Below are 17646 nucleotides of genomic sequence, written 5' to 3' on the forward strand. Positions count from 1 at the left end.
CACTCGCCGATCCCTCCCGACGAGCGGCCACATCCCCCCGACGAGTGGCCACTTCCCGACCGACGAGTGGCCACATCCCCACCGACGAGCGGCCACATCCCGACCGACGAGCGGCCACATCCCTCCCGACGAGTGGTCAGCTTGCCGTCGGCGAGGAGCTGCCCGCGTGGGCGTGGGGGCGCGGGGACAGCCTCGGGCTGCTCCGGCGCGTGAGGTACCGCAGGGTGCGGTCCCGATCCGTCGCCTCGGTGAGGTCGTGCAATCGCGCGACTAGCAGATCGGCGGGGCCGATCAGCCCAAGGTAGGCACCGGCGTCGTCCATCACCGCAGCGTCAGCTGCCCCGGACCGCGCAAGGACGTACGCCGCATGCCGCACGGTGTCGCGTGGATGGAGCACCGGCGCGCCCTCCGGGAGCTGCACTGCGGGCGTGCGCATGATGTCCTCGCAGAAGAAGGTCTCAAGCGGGTCGGTCGTGTAATCGCGGGTCAGGTGGAGCCCGCGGCGGGCGATCTTCTCTGTCAGGACCGAGCGGCGCAGCAGCAGGACGGACACCCCATACGCGACAACGGACGTGATGAGCAGCGGGAGCGCGACGGCCCACGCGTGGGTCAGCTCGAGCGTGAAGACGACGCCGGTGAGCGGCGACCGCATGACCCCGCCGACGACGGCGGTCAGGCCGAGCAGCGCCCAGAACCCGGGGATGACGCTCGGGAGCACGAGCCCGGCGGCGGCGCCGAGCGCTCCGCCGATCATGAAGATCGGCGCGAGGACGCCGCCCGAGGTGCCGCTGCCCAGCGACAGCGACCAGATGAGCGTCTTGACGACGAGGATGCCGACGATGAGGCCCGTCGTCGCCTGGCCTGTGAGCAGTTGGTCGATGACGTCGTAACCCACGCCGAGGGCGCGCGGCTCGATGAGGCCACCCGCACCGATGATGAGTCCGCCGATCGCGGGCCACCACATCCAGTGGATTGGGAGGCGGGAGAACGTGTCCTCCGCGCGGTACACGAGCCAGGTCGCGCCGGCGGCGACGATCGCACCGCTGATGCCGACGACGGCGGCCAACGCCTCGATGCCCGGAGTGAGATGGAGGCCAGTGGTTGCCACGGGGAAGATCGGTGCGCTGCCGAGGATAACGCTCCGGACCACGGTCGAGACCGCGACGCCGGAGGCAACCGGGATGAAGCTGCGTGGGCGCCACTCGAACAGGAGCAGCTCGACCGCGAGGAGGATGGCCGCGAGCGGTGAGTTGAACGTTGCGGCCATGCCGGATGCGGCGCCCGCGACGAGAAGGGTCTTGCGTTCGTCCGCCGTGAGGTGGAGGTGCTGGGCGAGGATCGAGCCGATCGCCCCGCCCGTCATGATGATGGGCCCTTCCGCGCCGAACGGGCCGCCCGAGCCGATGCTGATGGCTGCCGAGATCGGCTTGAGCACGGCAACCTTGGGATCGACCCGGCTGCCGCCGATGAGGATCGATTCGATGGCCTCGGGCATGCCATGACCTCGGATCTTCTCCGAGCCGAAGCGCGCCATGAGGCCGATCACGAGCCCGCCCGCGACGGGCAGCAGGAGCATCTGCCACCAGGGGTGCCCACCCCCGACCGCGATGAGGCTCGTCGAGACTCTCCCGTAGAAGAAGAGGTTGGTGGCGAGGCCGATGAGGCGCAGGAGGGCCCAGGCCGCGAGCGCCCCGAACGCGCCGACGGGGAGCGCGAGGGCCGCGACGAGAATCATGCGCTTGTCCACGGAGAAGTCGCTCAGCTCGTGGCCACGATGCGTCGTCATGCGACCACCGCCCTGCTCAGCGAGGTAGCCGAAAGGTGCTCGTGGAGCGCGCCGAGTCCCGCGGCGAGATGCTCGCGCTGCCCCGGCTCGAGGTGTGCGAGCGCCTCCCGGAACTCCTCATCGCGCCGGCGGAGGACCGCCTCGACCGCGCCGTTCCCGGCTTCCGTCAGGGAGAGCAGCACGAGGCTCCGGTTCTCGGCCGACTGCGTGCGCTGCACGTACCCTCCCGTGCTGAGCCGGTCCGCCAAGCGGGTCACCGAGGATCCGGAGACCCCGAGGATGTGGGCCAGCGCACCACTTGGCACGGTCCCGTGATCGTGGAGGGCGAACAGCATTCGCATCTGTGGCAGGGAGAGTTCAGTGACCTCGTCGACGCTCTGCATGGCGACTGCGAGCAGATCGCGCGTGGCTCGCTGGAGCGCGTCGACTTGGGCGTCGAGAGGATTTGTCATACGACAAGTCTTGCACAGTGCAAGGGCTGAGTTCAAAGGCGGGGGGACGACGGCGGGGGCGCGGCCGCCGTAGTCCGCCCGCCTCCCGTCCACTCGCCCGGGCTCGTCCGGACGCCGCACCACTCGCTCGGGCTCGCCCAGACGCCGCACCACTCACCCGGGCTCGCCCAGACGCCCCGACACTCACCCGGGCTCGCCCGGACGCCCCGACGCCAGCCACCGTCACCCCCATCCCGGCACCCCGGCCGTCCGTTCCCGACCGGGGTTGAAGCCCTTCCTCGGCGCGCCCGCCCCCGACACGCCGACCCTGGCTCGATCGCGCCGTCGAAGCCGGTCGGAATCTCACGCCTGCCCACCCGAACCCTGCGGAGGCGAACCCCGCGGAGGTGACGGCGCAAGCTTGCACGGCACCCGACGCCTCGCCCAAAGCAAGCGGACGACGACGGGCGGGCACCGCCGTCGACCGCTCGTCCGGGCCGACCGCCGTCCTCCGCTCACGGCCGTCGCCCCCATCCCCTTGGCACCCAGGACGTCCGTTCCCGACCGGGATTGAAGCCCTTCATCGGCGCGCCCGCCCACGACGCGCCGACCGTGGCTGGATCGCGTCGTCGAAGCCGGCCGGAATCTGACGCCCACCCACCCGGACCCTGCGGAGGCGCACCCCGCGGAGGTGACGGCGCAAGCTTCCACGCCAGCCGCCGTCGTCCGCTCACCGCCGTCGACCCCACCCCCTTGGCACCCCGGCCCTCGTTCCCGACCGGGATTGAAGCCCTTCCTCGGCGCGCCCGCCCCCGACACGCCGACCCCGGCTCGATCGCGCCGTCGAAGCCGGTCGGAATCTGCGCCCGCCAGCCCGAACGCGGAGGCGCACCCTGCGAAGGTGACGGCGCAAGCTCCTACGCCAGCCCGTCGTCCGCTCACCGCCGTCGACCCCACCCCCTTGGCACCCCGGCCCTCGTTCTCGACCGGGATTGAAGCCCTTCCTCGGCGCGCCCGCCCCGACACGCCGACCCCGGCTCGATCGCGCCGTCGAAGCCGGTCGGAATCTGCGCCCGCCAGCCCGAACGCGGAGGCGCACCCTGCGAAGGTGACGGCGCAAGCTCCTACGCCAGCCCATCGTCGTCCGCTCACCGCCGTCGACCCCACCCCTTGGCACCCAGGCCGTCCGTTCCCGACCAGGATTGAAGCCCTTCCTCGGCGAGCCCGCCCCCGACACGCCGACCGTGGCTCGATTGCGCCGTCGAAGCCGGTCGGAATCTGACCCCGCCCACCCGAACCCTGCGGAGGCGCACCCTGCGAAGGTGACGGCGCAAGCTTGCAGGCGCACCCTGCGAAGGTGACGGCGCAAGCTTGCAGGCGCACCCTGCGGAGGTGACGGCGCAAGCTTGCAGGGGCACCCTGCGGAGGTGACGGCGCGAGCTGTAGGCCGGCCGGACGACGAGCGTCGGATTACGTCGACGAGCGGGGGATTACGTACGGGGCCCTGGCGACCAAGCGGACCCCGACGTCGGTGCTCCCCGCTGCCCGTTGGCGCCCCCCGGCCTCGGAGCCGCCCGGTCGGCCCCAGGCCCGCCCATCGAGGCCCCCGACGCCCAGCGGGGCTCCGCCCAGCGAGGCCCCTCCAACCGAAGAAGCTTCGGCGAATGCAAGTCGGCATCCTCTATGACGAAATAATTTGCACCGTTACGGCGCCCGCGAGCAGAATCACAGTGACCCATCCCGAGCGGCTGAGAGATCTGGATCTGTGACGCCGCAGCAACCCTGGCCAACCGTCGTCACCAAATCGACGAGCCAAAGGTGCTACCGCCAGAAGCGATGGTGAGTGTCCCCCGCTCGCGTCGCGCCCGAGTTAAGGAGCGCAGCCGTGTCCGACCACGTCATTGATTTCGAGACCCCCCTCAAGTTCGCGTACTGGGTGCCCAACGTCTCGGGAGGCCTTGTGGTCTCCACGATCGAACAGCGCACCAACTGGGAGTTCGACTACAACCGCACCCTCGCACGCATCGCCGAGAACGCGGGCTTCGAGTACGCCCTCACCCAGACCCGTTACGCCGCGAGCTACGGCGCGGACAAGCAGCACGAGGCCACGTCGTTCTCGCTTGCGCTCCTCGGCGCGACCGAGCGGCTCAAGGTCATCGCGGCCGTGCACCCCGGCATGTGGCACCCCGGCGTGCTCGCGAAGTTCATCATCACCGCAGACCACCTCTCGGGCGGCCGCGCGGCCGTGAACATCGTCTCGGGCTGGCTCAAGGACGAGTTCGTGAACTTCGGCCTCGAATGGCTCGAGCACGACGAGCGCTACGTCCGCACCGAGGAGTTCATCAACGTGCTCCGCGGCCTGTGGACCGAGCAGGGCTACTCGCAGTCGGGCAAGTACTACAACATCAACAACTTCACGCTGAACCCTGCGCCGGTGAGCGTTGAAGGTCGCCCGCACCCGGAGATCTTCTTCGGCGGCAACTCGACGGCGGCTCAGGCAGCAGCAGGCCGCACCGCCGACTGGTACTTCTCCAACGGCCGCGACATCGAGGGCTTCAAGGCCAACATCGCCGGCGTCCTCGCCGCCGCGGAGGAAGGCCGCAGGGCCCCCGCCGCCCCGCGGTTCGGCCTCAACGGCTTCGTGATCGCCCGCGACACGGAGAAGGAAGCCCACGAGACCCTCCGCGAGATCGTCGCGAAGGCGCACCGCCCCGCGGTCGAGGGCTTCGCCGCCGCCGTCAAGGAGGCCGGCCAGTCCACGAAGGACGGCAAGGGCATGTGGGAGGACTCGACGTTCGAGGACCTCGTCCAGTACAACGACGGCTTCCGCACGAAGCTCATCGGCACGCCCGAGCAGATCGCCGAGAGGATCGTCGAGTACAAGAAGATCGGTGTGAACCTGCTCCTCACGTGCTACCTGCACTTCCAGGAGGAGGTCGAGGCGTTCGGCCGGGACGTGCTCCCGATCGTGCGCGAGCTCGAGGCGGACCTCGCCCGCAAGAACGGCACGGAGCTCAACACCGAGCTCCTCCCCGTGACGAACTTCGACGCCGTGCGGGAGCTCACCGGTTCGAACCTCGCCGGAGCAGGCGCCTGATGGCCGAGCGTCAATTCGGCTTCCGCACCCGGGCCCTGCACGCCGGCGGAACGCCGGACGCGGAGCACGGGGCGCGGGCGGTCCCGATCTACCAGTCGACGTCGTTCGTCTTCAAGGACACCGACGACGCCGCGAACCTCTTCGCGCTGCAGAAGTACGGCAACATCTACTCGCGCATCGGCAACCCCACCGTCGCTGCCTTCGAGGAGCGCGTCGCGTCCCTCGAGGGCGGCATCGGCGCGGTCGCGACGTCGTCGGGCATGGCCGCCGAGTTCATCACGTTCGCCGCGCTCGCCCAGGCGGGCGACCACATCGTGGCGTCGTCGAAGCTCTACGGCGGCACGATCACGCAGCTCGACGTGACCCTCCGGCGCTTCGGCGTCGACACAACGTTCGTGGACAGCACGGAGGCCGCGGACTTCAAGGCCGCGCTACGCGAGAACACGAAGGCGATCTACACGGAGATCGTCGCGAACCCGTCAGGCGACATCGCGGACCTTCCCGGGCTCGCCGCCGTCGCCCACGAGCACGGCATCCCCCTCGTGGTCGACTCGACGCTCACTCCCCCGTACCTCCTCCGGCCGATCGAACACGGCGCGGACATCGTGATCCACTCCGCGACCAAGTTCCTCGGCGGCCACGGCACCACTCTGGGCGGCGTCGTCGTCGAGAGCGGGACGTTCAACTGGGGCAACGGGAAGTTCCCCTCGATGACCGAGCCCGTGCCGAGCTACGGCAACGTCTCATGGTGGGGCAACTTCGGCGAGTACGGCTTCCTCACGAAGCTCCGCTCCGAGCAGCTCCGCGACATCGGGCCCTCGCTCCCCGCACAGTCGGCGTTCCAGCTCCTGCAGGGCGTCGAGACGCTCCCTCAGCGCATGGACGCGCACCTCGCGAACGCGCAGCGCGTCGCGGAATGGCTCGCCGCGGATCCTCGCGTCACGTACGTGAACTTCGCGGGCCTGCCGTCGCACCCGCAGCACGAGCGCGCGAAAGAGCTTCTGCCGCTCGGCGTCGGCTCCGTGTTCAGCTTCGGGGTCAAGGGCGGGCGCGCGGCCGGTGCCAAGTTCATCGAGGCGCTCCAGATCGCGAGCCACCTCGCGAACATCGGCGACGCGCGGACGCTCGTCCTTCACCCCGGTTCGACGACGCACCAGCAGCTCTCCTCAGAGCAGCTCGCCGCGGCGGGCGTGCCGGAGGACCTGATCCGGCTCTCGGTGGGGCTCGAGGACGTCGAGGACATCATCTGGGACCTCGACCAGGCCCTGGAGGCTTCGCAGATCGCCGGCTTGGAAGAAGAGTTCGCCGCCCCGACGTACGACGGCGAGGCCTGCTCCCTGCCCAGCGTCCAAGGCCGCGCCGTCGCCTCTTCGAAGGGAGCAGCGAAATGAGCACCGCCGTCAGCCAACGCACCTGGGTGGGGCCCACAGCGCCGGAGCGCCTGAGGATCCTGCGGGAGACGAAGGTCATAGCGATCGTCGGGGCCTCGGACAAGCCGAGCCGGGCGAGCTACTTCGTCGCGACGTACCTGCTCTCCTCGACCAAGTACCGCGTGTACTTCGTGAACCCGGTAGTGAAGACGATCCTCGGCCAGCCCGTCTACCCCTCGCTCGCCGAGCTCCCGGAGACCCCGGACCTCGTCGAGGTGTTCCGCAAGCACGACGACCTCCCCGGCGTCCTCGAGGAGGCCAAGTCTGTGGGCGCGAAGACGATCTGGCTCCAGCTCGGCTCGTGGCACGAAGGGGTCGCGGCGGACGCCGAGGCCGCGGGGATGAACGTGGTCATGGACCGCTGCGTCAAGATCGAGCACGCGCGCTTCCACGGCGGGCTGCACCTCGCGGGCTTCAACACAGGCGTCATCTCGAGCAAACGTCAGGTCCTCGCCTAGCCTTTCGCCGCGCACGACGGCGGCGCCGCACCCGGGAAGGGCGCGGCACCGCCGCTGGGAAGGTGCTGCCGGAAGCCGCGGGCGGCTACAGCGCGGGCACGGCCTTGCGCGCCAGCTCGAGGGCCTGCTGCGGGAACCAGGCTCCCGCCGCGGGATCGGTGATACCACCCCACTCCGGGTCGGTCGTGCTTCCCGGGACACTGCGGTTGCACTGGCCGTCCGACTGTCCCGGCGTCTTCACCCAGAGGTACGCATCCAGCAGCGGGAACGCGGATGGTTCCGGAGACGCGGCGGGGCGAGCGCCGAGGCCCGCGCCCGGCGGATTGCACCAGGTCTGGGGGTCCCCCGCGTACTTTCCTGCAGGCGGGGTCCAAGGGCCTTGCCCGTTCCGGCTCGTGTCAACCACGAAGTGGGCCGTGGGCACAGTGCCAGCGAGCTCTTGGGCGTAGCGGCTGTTGATGCCCGAAGTGTTCGCGTCGGCGTCGGCTGCCGTGTCGCTCCACTGCTTCGCCGCGCTCAGGGCCGTGCCCTGCCATTGGTTCGCTGGCCCGCCGCTCCAATACTGGTCACCGCAGCTGCCGAAGTCGCCGGAAGCAACCTTCGTCGTGTAGGCGATGCAGTCGGAGATCCACGTGCCGTACTGAGAGAGGTTCGGGGTCCACTGGTAGTTCGAGGTGTTCAGGGAGAAGCCCTGGATAGCGCCGACGCCGGCGTCCTCGAGGCGCCTGGTGATGTCACCCACGCTGTGCCATGCGCTGTGTCCGGCATCGAGGTAGACGAGCGCGGACGGATCGGCGGCTGCCACCGCCTGTGCCGCGTACTTGATGTCGGCGATGCGGCCGGCGGTGGCCGTTCCCGGTGCTGGGTTCGGGTAGCTTCCGGGGTTCGCGTACGCCGAGGGACAGTCCGCGGGCAGGTTGGCGAGGCCGTCAGGCTCGACGACGACGATCACCTTCTGGTCCTTCGTCAATCCGGCCGCGAAGCCGTCGGCCCAGGCATGATACGCCGCATCGCTGCCGGCGCCTCCGGCCGAGTACTGCGAGCAGTCACGGCCCGGGACATTGTAGGCCACGAGCGTGGGCACGGTCTTCTTGCCCGCCGCCTGCTGGGCCACCTGGCGGACCTGCTGCTGCACCTGGGTCGGGGTCCCGCCTGTGAACCATACGGCCTGAGGCGTGTTCACCTCGTCGCTGATCAGCGCTGCATCCGCCTTGTCGCCGCTGCTCGTGAGCTGGGCGATCTGTGACTGCGCGCCGTCGGGGATGGGCGGGGTATAGAACTGGGTCCCTGCGGGCAGCGCCCCGCTCACGCTGGCCAGCGCGGGCGGCGCGACGAGCAAGGGAACGGCCAAGGCCGCGGCCGCGCCGACCACTGCGGCTCCATGGCGGACCAACCTGTTGATCATCATGCTCCTGTCTCGGCGATTGTCAGTCTTGACCGGCGCCCCGGCCAGTCCTATGCGGTGCGCCCGTGGCTAGGGCGAGGTCTTGCTGGAGGGCGTAGTACTCGGGCTTGGGCTGGAGGTTCTCGTCGTAGATGTCCGCAGCGCCCTCTCCTTGGAAGACCCCGGGAACCCACGAGTACGCGTCACTGAAGCCCCAGACGGTGTAGGAGATGCAGGCCCTCACCGCTATGCACGCCTGCAGAGTCTGGGAGTATCCGGCCACTTGCGCCGACTGCTCCGTTGCGGTGACGGGGAGCGTGGTGCGAACGTCGACCTCGGTCTCCGCCACGTCGAGGCCGAGGTCCGCGAAGCGCTGGAGGTTGTTCTTCAGATCGGGGAGCGGGTACTGCGTGTCCAGGTGGGTCTGGAAGCCGACCCCGTCGATCGGGACGCCCTGCGCCTGAAGGTTCTTGACGAACGCGTAGACGGCGTTGCTCTTTGCGCCCGTGAATTCGATGTTGTAGTCGTTGTAGAAGAGTTTGGCCTGCGGGTCCGCTTCGTGGGCCCACCGGAAGGCGTCAGCAATGTAGCCGGGGCCAAGCTTCTGGAGCCAGATTGTATTGCGCAGCGTTCCGTCGTCGTTGAATGCTTCGTTGACCACGTCCCATTGCCAAATCTTTCCCTTGAAATGGGTCACTTCATCGGTGATGTGCTTGTGGAGGATGCTTCTCAGCTGATCCGGGCTCATGCTCGGAGCCGCGGCCGTGAGCCAGTCGGGAAGCTGGTTGTACCAGACGAGCGTGTGCCCGCGAACCAGCTGGTGGTTGGCCTCGGCGGAGGCCACGAGCCGGTCGGCTGCGCTCCAGTCGTAAGTGCCCTGCGTGGGTTCGACGAGTTGCCATTTCATGACGTTCTCCGGCGTCACCGTGGAGAACTGACTGTCGGTGATGCTCGTGTAGGCCGGGTTGCTTCCGAGCTGGTCGGTGTTGACCGCAGTACCGATGCGCAGGCCGATGTTGGCGCCGAGGGCCCGCAGCGAGTCTCCCGGCTGCGAGGCACCGGCGACGTCGGAGGGGCCGGAGGCTGCCATGGCGGCGGCGGGAGTGGCGAGCGCGGCGGACAGGCCCAGTGCGCCGATGAGAAGCGAGCGTCGAATAGCCAATGAATACTCCTTTGTGTTCGGGTCTTGCTGGGTACCTCAGTGAAGAATGGCGGCGGCGCGATTGAAAGGAATTTGACTGAGGCCTGAGTTTTCCAAGCATGACGAATCTCGTCAAACGTTTTCGAAAACGGTTTCTTTCCCGTACGCTCGGGGCATATGAAGGCGCGTCCCACCATCCATGACGTGGCCAAAGCGGCTGGCGTCTCGGTCTCAACGGTGTCCAAGGCGGTCAACGGCCGGTACGGCGTGGCTGTCGAGACAACGGAGCGCGTCCTCGAGGTTGCGCGCACGCTCGGTTATGAGTCCAGCCTGGTCGCGAGCAGCATGCGCTCCGGTAAGACCGGCGTCATCGGGGTTCTGGTAGCAGGGTTCGAACCCTTCAGCGCCGAGATCCTGAAGGGCGTCGGCGCCGCGCTCGGCGGCTCCCGCTATGATCTCCTCGCCTACAGCGGCTCGCACCACCTCTCGGCTGAGGGCTGGGAGCGCCGTTCGCTCAGCCGTCTGAGCGGCACCCTGATCGACGGCGCGATCATGGTGACGCCCACAGTCGTGAACGTCCATGCCGACGTTCCCGTCGTAGCCGTAGACCCGCACACAGGCCACGCCGAACTGCCGACCGTCGAAACCGACAACTTCGGCGGCGCCCGGAATGCCACGAGCTACCTGATTCGCCTCGGCCACCGGCGCATCGGGTTTGTCGCGGGCCGCTCCGACCTTCGTTCGGCCGCCGCAAGGGAGGCCGGCTACCGGCAGGCGCTCAGCGAGGCCGGACTTCCCTTCGACCCGGCGCGCGTCGTCGTCGGCAATTACGAACGGGAGTGTGCCCGAGAAGCCGCCCAGCGCCTTCTCGCCAGAGGCGACCGGCCGACGGCGGTCTTCGCCGCCAACGATCTCTCCGCCCTTGTCCTCATTGAAGTAGCGCGGGAACTGGGGTTGGAGGTTCCGCGCGACCTTTCTGTTGTGGGGTTCGACGACGTCCCCGAGGCCTCGCGTTATCCGCTCCCGCTTACCACGGTGCGCCAGCCGATGGGCCAGATCGGGGCTGCGGCGGCCGATCTTGTGGTCGCCCTCATGAACGGTGAGGCTCCCGAGGCAACCCACCTCAAGATGCCGACCAGGCTCATCCCCCGCGCGACCACAGCGCCGCCGGCTGCTGCCTAGCCAAGCTCCCGGTTCCGCAACCAATCCACTCTCGTCAGGGCTCCGAAGAGCTTGTGCGGGCACCCCGCACCGGCAGCCTCGCAAGGCGGCTGCCGGAAGACGAGCAAGGGAGCAACCATGTCCATCTCAGTCACGACTCATCGCACGCCCGTCCAGCTCGCCGCCACGGCAGTGGGGGCAGTGTTCCTGGTCGTGGGGATCCTCGGATTCGTCCCAGGCATCACGACCAATGTCGGAAGCCTCGGCTTTGCCGGCCACGGCTCGCAGGCGATGCTCCTCGGCCTGTTCCAGGTCTCCGTTCTGCACAACATCGTCCACCTCCTGTTCGGCATCGCAGGTCTGGCCCTCGGTCGGTCAGCGGGAACGGCCAAGTCCTATCTGACGTGGGGCGGCGCCATCTATCTGGTGCTGTTCGTCTACGGCCTCATCTTCACCGGTGACACCGGAGCGAACTTTGTCCCGGTCAACTGGGCCGACAACTTCCTGCACCTCGTCCTCGGCGTTGGCATGCTGGTGGTGGGCCTCGCGCTCGGCCGTCGGGCCGTTGTGGGACGCCGCTAAGCGGTGCCCAGCGGCGTGGAGGCGAATCCATTGCGCGCTGCATACGGCCGCGGCAGCGCGCTCATTCTGGGCCCGGCGGCAGTCGGGCTCGGCCTCGCGGCGCACGTCGTCTCTGGCGGGGCGGCCCCGCCGTTCTCCGTCCTCGTGGCTCTCGCAGCCGTCGCGAGCCTGCTCGCGACGGCTGCGGTCCGCGCTGGACTCCCGCCGTGGGCCTTGGGTGTCGGCAGCGGTCTCCTGCAGCAGGCCCTTCATCTCCTCTTCACCGCTTTGGCCGGCCCGGACGGCCCGCTCTTCCCCTCCGCCGGCCATGCCCACCACGGCTCTCCGGTCTCCGTGCCGAGCCTCGGAGCAGGGGGAGCTTCGCTGTCGATGGACCCCCACCTGCTGGTGGTCACCCATCTCACGGCAGCGCTGCTCACCGCCCTTCTGGCCATCGCGGCGACTCGCAGAACTCGCGTCCGCGGGCGAATGAGGAACTCGGGCCCTCAGTGACCGGGCTCGGCTATGACCACTGTGATGTGCGGGCTGTCGCGGAAGGGCTGGAGCTGGCGCTCCGAGGCCGCGGCGTCCGTGATGAGAGTCCAGGGACGCTCGATGGGCGTCCACCAGTGGGCCGAGCTGGCGGCGAGCTTGGTGGCGTCGGCCAGGACGTAGAGCTCGTTGGCCGCCCGGACCATCGCACGCTTGAGGGACGCCTGCTGGTCCGTCTGCTCGCTCAGTCCGCGCTCGGCGCTCACCCCATCGGCGCCGAGGAACGCGGCGTCGGCCGTCAGGGTGGAAAGTGCCGCCTCCGCGAGGGGTCCCACGGTTCCCGAACTGATGTGGCGCAGGCGCCCTCCGAGGATCACGAGTTCAACGTCTTCGGCGTGTTCGAGGGTCCTTGCGGTGGTCATTCCGTTCGTGATCACCGTAATGTCCGAGCGCGCGCAAAGGCAGCGCGCGAGCATCCCCACGGTGGTGCCAGCATCGAGGATGTTGACCGAGCCGGGCGCCACGAGGGAGGCGGCGTGGCGCCCGATGGCCTGTTTCGCTTCGCCGGCGACCAGCTCCCGTTCCCTCAGGCTCTGTTCTCTCCCGGCCCCGGCGGGGGCGGCTCCTCCGTAGGTACGGAGGATCCGCCCACTCGCGACGAGCCGGTCCAGGTCACGCCGGATGGTTGAGGGCGAGACCGCGAATTCGTCGGCGAGCTCCTCGACGGTCGCGGGGCGGGCCTCAAGGGTCTCGGCGATCCGGGAGCGGCGTCCGCTGGCATTCATCGCCTGGGCTACGCTTCCGCGGAAGCTGCCCGCTCTCCTGCGAGGTCGACGGCAGCCTTGAGCGCCTCGAGCATCGACGCGTGGTCCGCGAGGTTCTTCCCGGCGATGTCGAAGGCGGTGCCGTGATCCACCGAGGTGCGCACTACCGGGAGGCCGACCGTGATGTTCACCCCGTTCTCCAGCCCGAGCACCTTCACCGGGCCGTGGCCCTGGTCGTGGTACATCGCCACGACGAGGTCGTAATCGCCGCGGCCGGCCTTGAAGAAGAGGGTGTCGGCGGGCAGCGGCCCTTGGGCGTCGATCCCCTCCGCCTGGGCCTGGGCGATGCCGGGAGCAATCTTCTCCGCCTCCTCGCCGTGGCCGAACAGTCCGTTCTCGCCTGCGTGGGGGTTGATGGCGGCGACGGCGATGCGCGGGTTCTCGATGCCGGCCCGCACGAGCAGGTCGTAGCCCCGCCGGATCGTGCGGTAGACGAGGGGTCCGTCGATCTTGGCGATCGCGTCCACGAGCCCGATGTGCGTGGTGACGTGGATGACGCGCATGCGAGGGGCCGTGAGCATCATCGAAACCTCAGGGGTTCCGGTGAGCTCGGCAAGCAGCTCGGTGTGCCCGGGGTAGTTGTGACCGGCCGCGTGGAGTGCGGCCTTGTTCAGCGGGGCCGTGCAGATCGCGTCGATCTCCCCCGCGAGGGCCAGTTCCACGGCCTTCTCCACGTAGAGGTAGGCGGCGTGACCGGCCTCCGGCGAAAGCTGGCCCCAGGGGAGCTCGGGGTCGAGGCCCGGGATGTCGAGGACGTCGATCGTCGAGGGCTCAAATGCAGCCTCCGCGACGGAGGTGATGGCACGCGCTGAGAGCGGGCTGTCGACGACGTCCATGGCCTTGCGGATCCTGTGGAGACTGCCGATGACGAGTACACGGGCATGCTTGTGCACGCCGGCGTCCGCCATCGCTTTGGCGATGACCTCGGGGCCGACGCCGGCGGGGTCGCCCATGGTGACTGCGACGATGGGAAGGCTCATGAGTTCTGCTCCTTGTTGGCCTGCGTGGGGTTGGCGTGTGTGGGGTTGGCGTGCGCGCGGTTGGCGTGTGTGGGAACAGCTGCTTGTGGGTGCGAGAGGCGTCCGACGACGGCGGAGAGCGTCTGCGCGTCTCCGAAACTCCCGGATTTGAGGACGAAGGGGATGGGGTGGCCCGGCAGGTCGGCGAGGACCACGCCGGGCAGGAGCTCTGCACGGAGCCAGAAATGCGGGGCTCCGATGGCCTCGAGCACCGCGGCGGCCGTCTCGCCTCCCGAGACGACGAGGGCCGAGGCGGAGTCCGCCGCAGCTGCGGCCGCGGTCGCGAGAGCGGCGCAGACCCGTGCGGCCTGCGACTTGTCCAGCGGATCGGCGAGGGAGGGTGTGAGGACCGCGGCGCCGACGGCGAGCGCCTGCTGCAGGGCCGCGCTCGGGTCCCGTTCGTCGTCGTCCTCCGCCAGCGGCGGAAGCTCGACGTGGCGGACGCCGTTCGCGATGAGGTGCTTCAGCTGGCCCCGGCCGATCTGGGAATAGCTGCCGATCACGACCAGGGGTCCAGCGCCGGCTGAGCGTTCTCTCGTGAAGGCGTTCTGCAGCGGCAACCCCTCGCCTGCACTCGTTGTCGGCGAGTCATGCCGCTCACGGCCGATGTGCGCCGCGATTCCTCCCGTTCCGACGAGGACGCCTTCTTGCCCCAGTGCTTCGGCAGCCGAGGCGATCGCAGCGAGGTCTTCCTCCTCGGTGGCGTCGACCACAGCGGCGTGGACTCCTGCCTCCGCCACAGCCCGGAACAGCCCGGCCAAGGACTCCCGGTCCCGCCAATCGCTTCGCCGTATGAGGCGCGTGGTGAGGCCTGCAACGCCCAGGGCCCTCGCGACGTCGCCCTCTACGGCCAGAGGCACGCCGTCCACGTGGACTACGCCTTCGATGGTCGTGCGTCCGGTGCGCGGGAAGGCGGGAGCGACGACGGCCAGAGCCGGCCTGGCGGCCGAGACCGCCTCGAGGACTCCGGCCACCTCGGCCCCGATGTTGCCACGCAGGAGCGAGTCGATCTTCTTGAACACGCGCGATCCCGAGCGCATCGCCTGCCCTGCCGCAGCCCGGGCAAGGCCCTGCGCGGTTCGAGCAGTGAGGTAGCGGCTTTCGGTGGAGACGGCAATGACGTCGGCCTCGGGCCACGCCGCCTCGGGCTTGGTGACTACGGCGGTGCGCGAATGCGCAGCAAAGGCGACGGCGGAATCGGCGGCGCCGGTCAGATCGTCGGCAACGATGACGAGCTCGGGCATCAGGAGCAGACCTTTCGGCAGCTGGAGAGTGCTGCAGCGTTTGCACATTGTGTGCATCTTTATGCTCACACAACGCATATAGGAAGGTCAAACGATCATGCTGCCGGATATCTATGCGCGTTCCACGCAGAGGAGCGCGCATACCCTCCAGCATCAGTCCCCCGGACGCGCTGCGGCGCCCAGAAGTTCCCTTCTGGGCGCCGTGGCATCAGGGTTTGGGATAGCAGCCCAAGGCCGCTGAACGGTTCCTAGCCCTCAGCAATCGTGGCCGGCACCGGGACCTCGGGGGCGTCACCGTAGTGGATGCCGATCGAGGACAGGGCCATGATGACCCCCGCGATCGCGAACACGATGAAGACCACGGCGAAGCTCGAGGTCGCCTGCACGATGAGGCCGATGAGGATCGGCATCAGGATGCCCGCGACGTTGCCGGAGAAGTTCATCGCACCGCTGATCTTCCCGACGTCGCCCGGGTGGGCGATCCGAGCGGGCACGGCCCAGTAGAGGCCGCCCCAGCGCAGGAAGAAGTTGGCCGCGCTGATCAGGAGCAGGGCCGCGATGGGAGAGCCGACGACGTTGACCAGGAGGATGGCAACTGCAACCCCGAAGCCGGCGATCCCGAGCATCCAGCGCAAGACGCGGTTGGGCTTGGCGCCGCGGCGGATCAGACGGTCGGCGAGCTGGCCGGCGAAGATCTCGCCAACGAATCCAACACCGAAGATCACGAAGGTCCACGCCCCGATGAGGGCGGTCGAGACGTGCTGCTGCTGGCTCACGTAGCTGGGGGCCCAGGTGAGCAGGCCGTAGACGACGGCGTCGTACCCGAAGAACGCGGCGAGCAGCAGCCAGGTGCTGCGCGAGCGGAGGTAGTCCGCTGCCGTGCGCTTTGCGCTCGGAGCCACCTCCGTGTCGATGGCCGCGAGGTACTCGCGTTCCTTGTCGCGGATGAGGGGGTGCGAGGCGGGATCGTTGCGCATGAAAAGCCAAGCCATGACGCCGATGAGCACCGTGATGAGACCGACGACGCCGAAGGCCAGCCGCCAGGTGCCAAGGCCGATGATCAGGCCGGTGATCAGGAGGCCGCCGAGGGCGGTGCCGAGGGGGCCGCCGCCATCCACGAGCGTGCTGCCGCGGGCCCGCTCGCTGCGCCGGAGCCAGCGGGTCAGAGACGTGTTGGCGCCGTTCTGGACCGGTCCCTCGAACACGCCGAGGAGCATGCGCATGCCGAACAGGGCCGTGACGCCGGTTGCGAGGCCGGTGAGGCCTTCAGCAATGCCCCAACCGATGAGGCTGCCGGTGACGATCTTGCGGGGCTTGATCTTGTCCACGAGCCACCCGCCGGGCAGCTGCATGAGCGTGTAGGTCCAGCCGAAGGCGCTCAGGAGCAGGCCTTCGATGGCCGGGGTGAGGTGGAATTCCTTGCCGATGAGCGGCATCGCGATCGAAAGCGACGCCCTGTCGATGTAGTTGATAACCATGACGAGGACGAAGAACCCGAACATCCACCACCGCAGCGACGGCAGGGTGAATCTGCGGGTCTTGGTTCCTCGTTGAGCCGTTTCTGTCATGTCGTCCTGTTCTGGTTGTCTGCAGGTGTCTCCTGCAGATCCTGATGTCTGCAGGAGACTCCTGCAGGGCCTGGGACTCCCGCCTTTGGCTGGACGCGAGCAGGGCCGGACGGCGCGTTCGGCGCCGTCGGTCCAAGGGCATGGGTGCTGCGGTGGTGCTGTCCCGGATCCGAACTGCGAGTGCTGGGGCTAGGCCCCGTGCGGCTCGGAGGCCGTGGCTTCCCTCGGCGCTTCGGCCGATGAGGGGAGGTCGAGGGCGACCCCGAGGTCGCGGATGCCGTCTGCCGCCGCGTGGGGCAGGCGAGCGTCGGTGATGATGCGGTCAAACCGCTCGAGCGGAAAGACGTCGTACATTCCGAAAGTGCCGAACTTGCTGCTCGTGGCCATGAGCACGGCCGTGGAGGCAGATTCGACGGCGGCGGTCTTGACGGGGACCTTCGACTCCGTGGGCGTGGTAACTCCGCGGCGGAGGTCCCACGAGCTGGCGCTGATGAAGGCGATGTCCGTATTGATGCGGCGCAGAATCTCCCCTGCCAGACTGCCGACGGCGGAACGGTTCGAGTGTTCGAGCCGGCCCCCCGTGTGGATGGTCTCCACATGGGGGGCGTCGGTGAGCTGCTCGACGATCGCGAAGTCGTTGGTCACGACCGTCATGCCTTGCCGCTCCCGGATCGCGGGAACGAGGGCGCCGGTGGTGGTGCCGGCGTCGAGGTAGAGCACCATGCCGTCGGAGAGGAGCCCCGCGGCGGCCCCCGCGATGGCGGCCTTCTCGTCCCGCTCGGAGGCCGTCTTGTCCCCGAACGCCGGCTCGCGACGCATGCCGCTGGCCAAGCGCACGCCTCCGGGCACCGAGACCGCGCGTCCTTCCCGCTCGAGCACGGCGATGTCGCGCCGAACGGTCATGTGGGACACGCACAGGAGCTCGGTGAGCTGGGCGACGCTGAGCACATGGTCGCGTCGCAGGGCCCGCATGAGCTTCTCCCGCCGCTGGTCGGGGATGAGAATCCCCTCTTCGGGCATCGGTGCTTCGGTCATGGTCGGTCTCCGCTC

15 protein-coding genes and 1 riboswitch are annotated in these 17646 nt (G+C 68.9%); of the genes, 6 read left to right on the top strand and 9 right to left on the bottom strand.

Annotation, left to right across the window (positions count from 1 at the left end; all coding sequences use genetic code 11):
• Positions 1–136: 136 nt before the first annotated feature.
• A complete protein-coding gene (locus L0M17_RS18535) occupies positions 137–1786 on the bottom strand; it encodes a chloride channel protein (protein WP_241055859.1) in 1650 nt (549 codons plus the stop codon).
• Positions 1783–2238 (bottom strand): MarR family winged helix-turn-helix transcriptional regulator, encoded by a 456-nt coding sequence (locus tag L0M17_RS18540; RefSeq protein WP_241055860.1) that lies wholly within the window; start codon positions 2236–2238, stop codon positions 1783–1785. The genes L0M17_RS18535 and L0M17_RS18540 overlap by 4 nt, the downstream gene beginning before the upstream one ends.
• 1711 nt (positions 2239–3949) lie before the next feature.
• A riboswitch (SAM riboswitch) is annotated at positions 3950–4060 on the top strand.
• A 42-nt stretch (positions 4061–4102) separates the two neighbouring features.
• Between L0M17_RS18540 and sfnG the strand changes: the two genes are divergently transcribed.
• From sfnG to L0M17_RS18555, 3 genes are read left to right on the top strand one after another with little or no spacing between them, the layout of a single operon-like run.
• On the top strand, positions 4103–5314 hold the full coding sequence (gene sfnG, locus L0M17_RS18545; protein ID WP_241055861.1) for a dimethylsulfone monooxygenase SfnG: 1212 nt from the start codon (positions 4103–4105) through the stop codon (positions 5312–5314).
• Complete coding sequence (locus tag L0M17_RS18550) at positions 5314–6705, top strand: O-acetylhomoserine aminocarboxypropyltransferase/cysteine synthase family protein (protein ID WP_241055862.1); 1392 nt, start codon at positions 5314–5316, stop codon at positions 6703–6705. The genes sfnG and L0M17_RS18550 overlap by 1 nt, the downstream gene beginning before the upstream one ends.
• The gene (locus tag L0M17_RS18555) at positions 6702–7202 is read left to right on the top strand and encodes a CoA-binding protein (RefSeq protein WP_241055863.1); all 501 of its coding nucleotides are present in this window, start codon (positions 6702–6704) and stop codon (positions 7200–7202) included. Before L0M17_RS18550 ends, L0M17_RS18555 begins: the two co-directional genes overlap by 4 nt.
• Before the next feature lie 85 nt (positions 7203–7287).
• Here the strand turns inward: L0M17_RS18555 and L0M17_RS18560 are convergent, their stop codons facing one another.
• Together L0M17_RS18560 and L0M17_RS18565 are read right to left on the bottom strand one after the other, a co-directional pair.
• Entirely contained in the window at positions 7288–8610 is a 1323-nt protein-coding gene (locus tag L0M17_RS18560) for a glycoside hydrolase family 6 protein (protein ID WP_241055864.1), read from the bottom strand.
• A gap of 19 nt (positions 8611–8629) precedes the next feature.
• Complete coding sequence (locus L0M17_RS18565; protein ID WP_241055865.1) at positions 8630–9748, bottom strand: endo-1,4-beta-xylanase; 1119 nt, start codon at positions 9746–9748, stop codon at positions 8630–8632.
• 156 nt (positions 9749–9904) lie between these two features.
• On the opposite strand from L0M17_RS18565, the gene L0M17_RS18570 reads away from it, so the two are divergent.
• From L0M17_RS18570 to L0M17_RS18580, 3 genes are all read left to right on the top strand, one after another.
• Positions 9905–10909 (top strand): LacI family DNA-binding transcriptional regulator, encoded by a 1005-nt coding sequence (locus L0M17_RS18570; protein WP_241055866.1) that lies wholly within the window; start codon positions 9905–9907, stop codon positions 10907–10909.
• Positions 10910–11026: 117 nt separating this feature from the next.
• Complete coding sequence (locus L0M17_RS18575) at positions 11027–11470, top strand: DUF4383 domain-containing protein (RefSeq protein WP_241055867.1); 444 nt, start codon at positions 11027–11029, stop codon at positions 11468–11470.
• Positions 11471–11500: 30 nt separating this feature from the next.
• Positions 11501–11962, top strand: a complete 462-nt coding sequence (locus tag L0M17_RS18580; protein WP_241055868.1) for a hypothetical protein — start codon at positions 11501–11503, stop codon at positions 11960–11962.
• On the opposite strand, the gene L0M17_RS18585 is transcribed toward L0M17_RS18580, so the two are convergent.
• The 5 genes from L0M17_RS18585 to L0M17_RS18605 form a co-directional block, all read right to left on the bottom strand.
• Positions 11956–12726, bottom strand: coding sequence for a DeoR/GlpR family DNA-binding transcription regulator (locus L0M17_RS18585; protein WP_241055869.1), 771 nt, complete (start codon positions 12724–12726; stop codon positions 11956–11958). The genes L0M17_RS18580 and L0M17_RS18585 overlap by 7 nt on opposite strands.
• An 8-nt stretch (positions 12727–12734) precedes the next feature.
• The gene (pdxA, locus tag L0M17_RS18590) at positions 12735–13745 is read right to left on the bottom strand and encodes a 4-hydroxythreonine-4-phosphate dehydrogenase PdxA (RefSeq protein WP_241055870.1); all 1011 of its coding nucleotides are present in this window, start codon (positions 13743–13745) and stop codon (positions 12735–12737) included.
• On the bottom strand, positions 13742–15028 hold the full coding sequence (locus L0M17_RS18595; protein ID WP_241055871.1) for a four-carbon acid sugar kinase family protein: 1287 nt from the start codon (positions 15026–15028) through the stop codon (positions 13742–13744). The genes pdxA and L0M17_RS18595 overlap by 4 nt, the downstream gene beginning before the upstream one ends.
• A gap of 248 nt (positions 15029–15276) precedes the next feature.
• Entirely contained in the window at positions 15277–16596 is a 1320-nt protein-coding gene (locus L0M17_RS18600) for an MFS transporter (RefSeq protein WP_241055872.1), read from the bottom strand.
• A gap of 189 nt (positions 16597–16785) precedes the next feature.
• Entirely contained in the window at positions 16786–17631 is an 846-nt protein-coding gene (locus L0M17_RS18605; RefSeq protein WP_241055873.1) for a DeoR/GlpR family DNA-binding transcription regulator, read from the bottom strand.
• Between the last annotated feature and the right edge of the window lie 15 nt (positions 17632–17646).

Origin of the sequence: Sinomonas terrae, assembly GCF_022539255.1 — a bacterium.
Taxonomy (GTDB): domain Bacteria; phylum Actinomycetota; class Actinomycetes; order Actinomycetales; family Micrococcaceae; genus Sinomonas; species Sinomonas terrae.

Coding starts and splice junctions, on each gene's coding strand:
- L0M17_RS18575 (WP_241055867.1), top strand. CDS start 11,027: ATGTCCATCTCAGTCACGACTCATCGCACGCCCGTCCAGCTCGCCGCC.
- L0M17_RS18535 (WP_241055859.1), bottom strand. CDS start 1,786: ATGACGACGCATCGTGGCCACGAGCTGAGCGACTTCTCCGTGGACAAG.
- pdxA (WP_241055870.1), bottom strand. CDS start 13,745: ATGAGCCTTCCCATCGTCGCAGTCACCATGGGCGACCCCGCCGGCGTC.
- L0M17_RS18570 (WP_241055866.1), top strand. CDS start 9,905: ATGAAGGCGCGTCCCACCATCCATGACGTGGCCAAAGCGGCTGGCGTC.
- L0M17_RS18540 (WP_241055860.1), bottom strand. CDS start 2,238: ATGACAAATCCTCTCGACGCCCAAGTCGACGCGCTCCAGCGAGCCACG.
- L0M17_RS18595 (WP_241055871.1), bottom strand. CDS start 15,028: ATGCCCGAGCTCGTCATCGTTGCCGACGATCTGACCGGCGCCGCCGAT.
- L0M17_RS18600 (WP_241055872.1), bottom strand. CDS start 16,596: ATGACAGAAACGGCTCAACGAGGAACCAAGACCCGCAGATTCACCCTG.
- L0M17_RS18585 (WP_241055869.1), bottom strand. CDS start 12,726: ATGAATGCCAGCGGACGCCGCTCCCGGATCGCCGAGACCCTTGAGGCC.
- L0M17_RS18605 (WP_241055873.1), bottom strand. CDS start 17,631: ATGACCGAAGCACCGATGCCCGAAGAGGGGATTCTCATCCCCGACCAG.
- L0M17_RS18550 (WP_241055862.1), top strand. CDS start 5,314: ATGGCCGAGCGTCAATTCGGCTTCCGCACCCGGGCCCTGCACGCCGGC.
- L0M17_RS18555 (WP_241055863.1), top strand. CDS start 6,702: ATGAGCACCGCCGTCAGCCAACGCACCTGGGTGGGGCCCACAGCGCCG.
- L0M17_RS18560 (WP_241055864.1), bottom strand. CDS start 8,610: ATGATGATCAACAGGTTGGTCCGCCATGGAGCCGCAGTGGTCGGCGCG.